Annotated in this window: 7 protein-coding genes; 2 read left to right on the plus strand and 5 right to left on the minus strand. The window is 45.8% G+C overall.

Features of this window, described 5'->3' with window-relative positions; translation table 11 throughout:
* Together infB and AB7U21_RS09325 are read left to right on the plus strand one after the other, a co-directional pair.
* Positions 1-1,534: translation initiation factor IF-2 (infB, locus tag AB7U21_RS09320; RefSeq protein ID WP_428388543.1), on the plus strand; the 1,534-nt coding region annotated here is incomplete at its 5' end.
* A gap of 56 nt (positions 1,535-1,590) precedes the next feature.
* Positions 1,591-1,983 carry a 30S ribosomal protein S6e gene (locus AB7U21_RS09325; RefSeq protein ID WP_333787965.1) on the plus strand — a complete coding sequence of 131 codons (393 nt, stop codon included), beginning with the start codon at positions 1,591-1,593 and terminating at the stop codon, positions 1,981-1,983.
* Positions 1,984-2,055: 72 nt separating this feature from the next.
* Here the strand turns inward: AB7U21_RS09325 and AB7U21_RS09330 are convergent, their stop codons facing one another.
* The 5 genes from AB7U21_RS09330 to AB7U21_RS09350 all read right to left on the minus strand — a co-directional run.
* The gene (locus AB7U21_RS09330; protein ID WP_428388545.1) at positions 2,056-2,772 is read right to left on the minus strand and encodes a DUF3307 domain-containing protein; all 717 of its coding nucleotides are present in this window, start codon (positions 2,770-2,772) and stop codon (positions 2,056-2,058) included.
* Positions 2,769-3,470, minus strand: a complete 702-nt coding sequence (locus AB7U21_RS09335) for a hypothetical protein (protein ID WP_428388547.1) — start codon at positions 3,468-3,470, stop codon at positions 2,769-2,771. The genes AB7U21_RS09330 and AB7U21_RS09335 overlap by 4 nt, the downstream gene beginning before the upstream one ends.
* A gap of 68 nt (positions 3,471-3,538) precedes the next feature.
* A complete protein-coding gene (locus AB7U21_RS09340) occupies positions 3,539-4,801 on the minus strand; it encodes a winged helix-turn-helix domain-containing protein (RefSeq protein WP_428388549.1) in 1,263 nt (420 codons plus the stop codon).
* A 56-nt stretch (positions 4,802-4,857) separates the two neighbouring features.
* The gene (locus tag AB7U21_RS09345) at positions 4,858-6,027 is read right to left on the minus strand and encodes an AAA family ATPase (RefSeq protein ID WP_428388552.1); all 1,170 of its coding nucleotides are present in this window, start codon (positions 6,025-6,027) and stop codon (positions 4,858-4,860) included.
* Positions 6,028-6,058: 31 nt separating this feature from the next.
* Positions 6,059-6,613: hypothetical protein (locus AB7U21_RS09350; protein ID WP_428388554.1), on the minus strand; the 555-nt coding region annotated here is incomplete at its 5' end.

Below are 6,613 nucleotides of genomic sequence, written 5' to 3' on the forward strand. Positions count from 1 at the left end.
TCATCATGCGTTCACATCCCTGCGAAGTCGCGGGGGAGCGCTTGCAGATCTTGCTATTGTGGTGGTCGATATCAATGAAGGTTTCAAGCCGCAGACCATAGAGAGCCTGCAGATCCTGAAACGTTTCAAGACCCCCTTCGTGGTGGTGGCGAACAAGATCGACAGGATACACGGATGGAACCCTGTACCAAATTCTCCTTTCCTTGTAAGTTACAATAAGCAAGCCGAACATGTGAAAGGCTATCTGGACAACAAGTTCTATGAGATAATCGGTGAACTTTTCAATATCGGATTCAATGCAGATCGCTATGATCGTATAAAAGATTTCCAGCGCACCATTGGTGTGATCCCCATAAGTGGACATACCGGAGAAGGAATACCTGATGTGCTGATGATATTGCTGGGATTGGCACAGAAATTCCTGGAAGTAAATCTGCAGTACGACGCAACCGGTCCAGGTGTCGGAACAGTACTTGAAGTGAAGGAAGAGCGCGGACTTGGTACCACCGTGGACATGATCCTTTATGACGGCATGCTCCAGAAAGGCGATACGATCGTTCTAGGTAGTCTTGGTGAACCTATCCAGACCAAAGTACGGGCCATTCTGAAGCCCAGGCCATTGACTGAGATAAAATCCGAAGAAAAGTTCCAGCAGATCGACAAAGTAATTGCAGCTGCCGGTATAAAGATCTCGGCCCCTAATCTTGATGGAGCCCTTGCAGGCACTCCTCTGAGAGTTGCAACTGCTGAGACCATCGATAAGATAGTAAAAGAGATCAAACAGGAAGTTGATGCAGTACACATTGATACAGATATAATGGGTATCACCATCAAAGCCGATACTATAGGTTCCCTTGAAGCTCTTGTCAATGAGCTTAAGAAAGAGGATATAGCCATAAGGAAAGCGGATGTTGGCGATATAACCCACCGTGACATTGTTGAGGTCTCTGCAATTGAGGATCCTCAATACTCGGTCCTGGTAGGATTCAACGTCAAGATATTGCCCGACGCCAAAGAGAAAGCTCAGCTGTCCAACATCAAACTATTCGTGAATGACGTGATCTACAGGCTAATTGAAGACTATAAGGAATGGATCGAGGAGCAGAAAGAGCTCTCTGAAAAGAACATTTCTGAAACCATTGTGAAGCCTGCGGTCTTTCAGATCATGCGCGATTGTATTTTCAGACAGAGTAAACCTGCGGTTGTCGGAGTAAAGATCAGATCTGGTATCGTAAGGACGAATATAGAGATCACGAACTCTGATGGCGTGGTTATCGGTAAGGTCAAAGGTTTGCAATTAAGGGGCGAAAACATCGGCACTGCAAGGACAGGAATGGAAGTAGCCATGGCCATTGAAGGGCCAACGGTCGGACGCCAGATAAAAGAGGAAGACATCCTTTACGTAAATGTGCCTGAAAGGCATGCGAAGATCCTTGAGCATGAAATATGCGATTCCCTTTCTGCAGATGAAGTGGAAGCTTTAGACGCGTTCCTGGACATTAAAAGAAAGGAAAATCCATTCTGGGCAAAGTGAATACAAATATCATACTATGCAAATTTAAGAGTTTATAACTATTTGGAGGAATAAAGTTGGCAGATTTTAAAGTAGTTGTTTCAGACCCAAAGACAAAGAGTTACCAGTTCGATGTTAAGGGGCCCGAGGCAAACAAGTTCATAGGAAAGATTATAGGGCAGGATATCGATGGATCCGTAGTGGGTCTCTCCGGATATAAACTGGTGATCACCGGAGGAAGTGACAAGAGCGGAATGGTCATGAGGCCAGACCTCCCGGGCCCAAAGAGGAAAAAGATCCTTGTTGCCACAGGCGTGGGCTATTCGCCTAAGGCCGATGGAATGCGCCGCAGAAAGACCATGCATGGCAAGGAGATCTCTCCTGACATCGTCCAGATCAACACCAAGGTTGTAGAGTACGGTGAAAGATCCATAGAGGAGATCATTGGCGGCAGCAAAACTGAAGAGTGATCCAAAATACGGATCATTCAATTTTTATATTTTGGCATTTTCTCCGGATACCACATTTTTAATTCAGGATACTTAACTCGTTATTCTCAGAAGCCATAAAGCTATAAGCCCCACTCCTACAGAGATCGTCAGGCTTGCCAGCGTACCTATCAGAATATATTCACCGGCCTTTCTGTCGGCATTGAACCTTAATAGCGACTTTGAGGCTATGAGCAGTCCGACAAGAGAATATTCATGATCAAGGATGAATGTCAGTATCAGAAATCGTTCCATTCTTCCTATCCACAGGCCAGCTTTCTCAAGCCCTTCGTGATTTAAGGGTTCTATTTCCTTCTTCCATCTCTCTGTTGCTTTTCCTATGAATGATCCCGCAGGAAACAGTATCATAAAATATGCAGTGATCAGGATCCATATATGTACATCTGCTATCCAGTGAGAAAATTGCCCGTAGGTATCTGAAGGGAGAAGCATATACCACACTGTTAATATTACCATTATATGAGCTGCCTGGCCCAGAGAAAACCAGAGCAGAGTATCTTTTTTCATAGATCTGATGCCATCTGTTACCACATGGCCCAAAGCAACAGCAGGCAATATCCACCATTCATCCCACTGTGCCGCAAAAATATAAGCTGACAGACCTGCAACGGTGCCATACAGGTATAACCAGCGGGAAGACCACTTCTTCTCCCTCCTTTCTTTTATGTTCCGGTCTTTCTGAAGCAGGAGATCTGTGATAAGATGAGAAAGCAGCAATCTTATCAGGAGGAATATATAGTCCCCGTTCATTCAGTCCTTTCCTCCGTCATGTCCTGTCCTTCTGATATCTTTTCCTTTAGCAGGTTCCTGTAATATTCCAGGTATTTTTCCACAGCCGCCCCGCCTGCCAGTTTCAGGCGCTGGTTGACCGCTGACTGGGATATGGAATGTCTTGTTGCTATCGTTTCCTGGGTCCATCCATGCATCCTGCCAAGAACAGCCTGAGCCTGTTCAGGAGACCATCTTTCAGAAAGTGCATCAAAAAGAGCACACATCACCTCAAGGTCTTTATCGACTGCAGGCCAGGGAGTTGTGATACGTGTCTTACTTTTCAGTTTTTTCATGCTCTCTATCATTGTCCCTGAATTCCTGAAAGCTTCCCCGTCACCCTCTGCACCTCTGCCCGAAGCAGGAAGGAAATCTATACTTCCTATGCCTATGGATACTCTTGCATCCAGCCGGTCGCCAAAGCCTTCTTCCGCGATCAGGCAGCAACGCAGGGCAATGGCAGCAAGCAGGCTATCTTCTGCACAAGCCAGCACACACTGGAAGCTATCCCCTCTGTAGATCTCAAAACCGGATACCACAGTTTCCGGGGGCAGGAGTTTTTCAACCGTTCTGAAGCAATCTTTGATCCTGCTGAGTAGTTCATCCCTTAGCTTTCCCTTGAAACGAGAAGAACCTTCCAGGTCCCCTGTGAGCACTGCAAAGGTACGGATTCCATTCATGGTTCACCTTGAACACAAATATAAGTTCTAAGACCGATTATAAACAAATATAAGCTTAAAGACTTATTTTATTCTTTTGGTCCAACCTTCTTCAGCTCTGATACAGAAAGAGCATATTTGTGTTCTCCAAATCCCACATCCACGAGCACACCCGCCTTTAGAAGCTTTTTAATATATTCTGCAGCGCTCTTCTGTTCCAGTTCGAGTTCCTTTGCAGCTTCAATAATACTTATAGAGCCATACTCCTGCAATAGTATGAGCAGTCGGTCATATAACCTGGACATTTCCTGGTCCCTATCGTGCCAGAAAGCAAACCGGTTCGATAGTTTAAGGTCTTTGTTAAAACAAAGATCACCCGTTCCAAGATCATAAATGAAAAGTGACATCCTAAGATGGAAGAAAGATGCTGCCCAGTTCATTATATCTTCTGGCCACTCTACACCCACTACACAAAGGCTCAGATACTGTCCGGATGGAACTTTATCTGCCTCTTTTTGTATAGATTCAGCTATCTGTTTCAGATCATCATAGGGTTTGAATACAGTGTAAAAGATCATAGTCCTGCTGAAAAGGCTGTCGTAAATGTTTCCTTTCAGGTATCTGTCACCCTTTTCAAAGTCCCATTTCCTGTCCCCGATGTACACGTCAGTTGCTGATATTTCCGGATGGTTGGTTGTATACTTCTGTTCCAGCAAGTTAAAATAATTATACAGATCAGCAAGCAGATGAGGAGTGAGTTCCCTGCCATCAGGCTCTATGATCACATTGGATGAACTGCTTCCCACGGACATTCCCATACTTTGTCCGGGAGAAGAGGTTCCTGCATTTATTGCCGTTTTCCTGCGGATCCCAAAAGCTTCTATAGTAGGAGAAGTTTCCTTAACTGGCTCACTAACACCAATACCTGTCCTTATATTGAATTCCCTTGCCACATCATCAGAAACAGGTATCCTTTCCCTTAAATTCCTTTGCAGTGCTGTGAGCAGCTGCTGCAATTTGAAAACATCTATAACCTTTTCAACTTCAATAGATGCTGTCACAGCTTGATGGAAGTTTTCCGAACTGGCAATAAAGCTGTCCTCTGCAGCATAAAAAGCATCAAGCGTACCTTTTCTGCTGTGGAAAGTATCAAGTCCGGATGATCTTACCTCTGGAAGCAGGTTATTGATATTTGTTCGCAGGTCTCTTAGAAGAGATGTGGTTTCCATGTCATGCCTGCTATAACTTTTCCTGATAAGTCCATCTACAACATTATATGCCTGTTCCAGCTGTTCCTGGACGATCTTCCGGTTCCTCATCCGCAGTTCAGACGGATCCTCGACTGCTGTCATATCTGCACTCACTTCATTGATGCATTATCATATAGATCCAATATGGTCTTTAAAGCTCATTCTTCGCCTGCATTTACTTCTCTTTTGAGTATATCCGCAAAAGCATCTGTTTCTCCTGTACGCATGACCTGGTCTTTTGCCGAAATGTACCAGCTTATAATAGAAGGTTTCCTCTGCTTTATCGCCTGTCGGAAATCCTGCATCTTTATTTTACGTGGATCTCCTCCTCTTAGTGCTTCACCCAGCGGGATATCTGCAGCTTCTTTGCAGATCGCAGAGATGTCCGCACCGGAATAGGATCCTGTGATGCGTGCAAGTTCCTGCACATTCACGTCCTCTGCAATAGGCCGCTTCTTAAGCTGTATGCCGAAAATGGCGATCCGTGCTTCCAGATCAGGCTCCGGGATGAACACGAGTTTGCTGAAGCGTCCTGGCCTTCTGAGAGCCGGGTCTATAGCCCATGGTTCATTTGTTGCAGCAAGCACAAGCAGATCGTCATGGGAAGTATCGACTCCATCCATCTGCGCCAGCAATTCATTCACCATACGTTTTGCATAGTCTTCGCTTTCACTGCGGCGCACGGCAATGGAATCTATCTCATCGAAAAAGATGATAGCCCTTTCACCATTTCTTGCAGTATCGAATACCTGCTTTATGTTCTTCTCCGAAGCCCCCACCCATTTGCTTACTATGCTGCTGGTCTTTACACTTATGAAATCAGCACCACATTCCTTTGCCGCAGCCTTGGCCATCATGGTCTTTCCACAGCCAGGAGGACCGTATAGCAATATACCTTCTCCTGCTTTCTGACCATACATCTTGTACAGTTCCTTATGGGTGAAGGGATAGATGATAGACTTCCTGATCTCTTCCTTAACGTTCTCAAGGCCTCCGATGTCAGCAAATCCCACATCCGGAATCTGCTTTAGAAAAAGGTCCTCTTTGGAGAGGGAACTCTCATCAGCATTACCTTTCCTGCCTTCCGGACCGGAATACTGTACCTCTGTCTGCCTTATGGACTGTGCTCTTTCCAGCAGATGTTCCGCCAGATCCCGCTGGATGTTTCTGTCTGTGGCGTCTGTAGCTGTTTTAGACGCTTCATTGTACAGCTTGGCAGCCTTGAGATACAAGGTACGCGCTCTTTCCAGCTCCCCGGAGCCTTCCAGCTCCTTTGCCACTCTGGCATACCCACGCGCCTCTGCAGCCATGGAACTTGATGCAGCCAAGTTAGCACCTCTATTCCGCAAAAATTATCTATTATTTGCTTTCAGAGAGCTCTGACTCTATCTTCTTCGAAAGCTTGTCCTCTGATGCCTTTTCACCACTAAGTTCTGCAAGCAGTTCAGACCGCAGGGCATCCTGCATCTCGCTCAGTTCAGTATTCCCGCTCATCGCAACATCCATAGACGAGGTCATCATACTGGTGGCGGTGTTGACCTTCTCCATGGAGGTACGGATGTTCGTGATAGCACTTTCAAGTTTATTTGTATCGAATCCTAATTGTTTCTGCCACTTGCCCAGGTCCTGACCGATCTCAACGACTTCCTTAAGTCCTGTCTGCATTTCTATCACATCGGTCATGGACTGTGCCATTTCCACCATGCTGCCAATGGTATTGACCTGCCCGTCCACCAGAGAATAGCGTCTTGAGGCCACCCTGAACTCCCTGTCATTACCTTCAGCAAGAGCATTCTTTGCGTCATCACGGGCTTTATTTTTCTTTTTGGTCAGTTCTTTCTCCCTGGCTGACAGTCTTTGTTCTGAAATGGCCAGTTTGGTCTTGAGCTCATCAGGTGACACCTTCTTGAAAGG

This window comes from Methanomethylovorans sp. (assembly GCF_050177135.1).
GTDB lineage: Archaea > Halobacteriota > Methanosarcinia > Methanosarcinales > Methanosarcinaceae > Methanomethylovorans.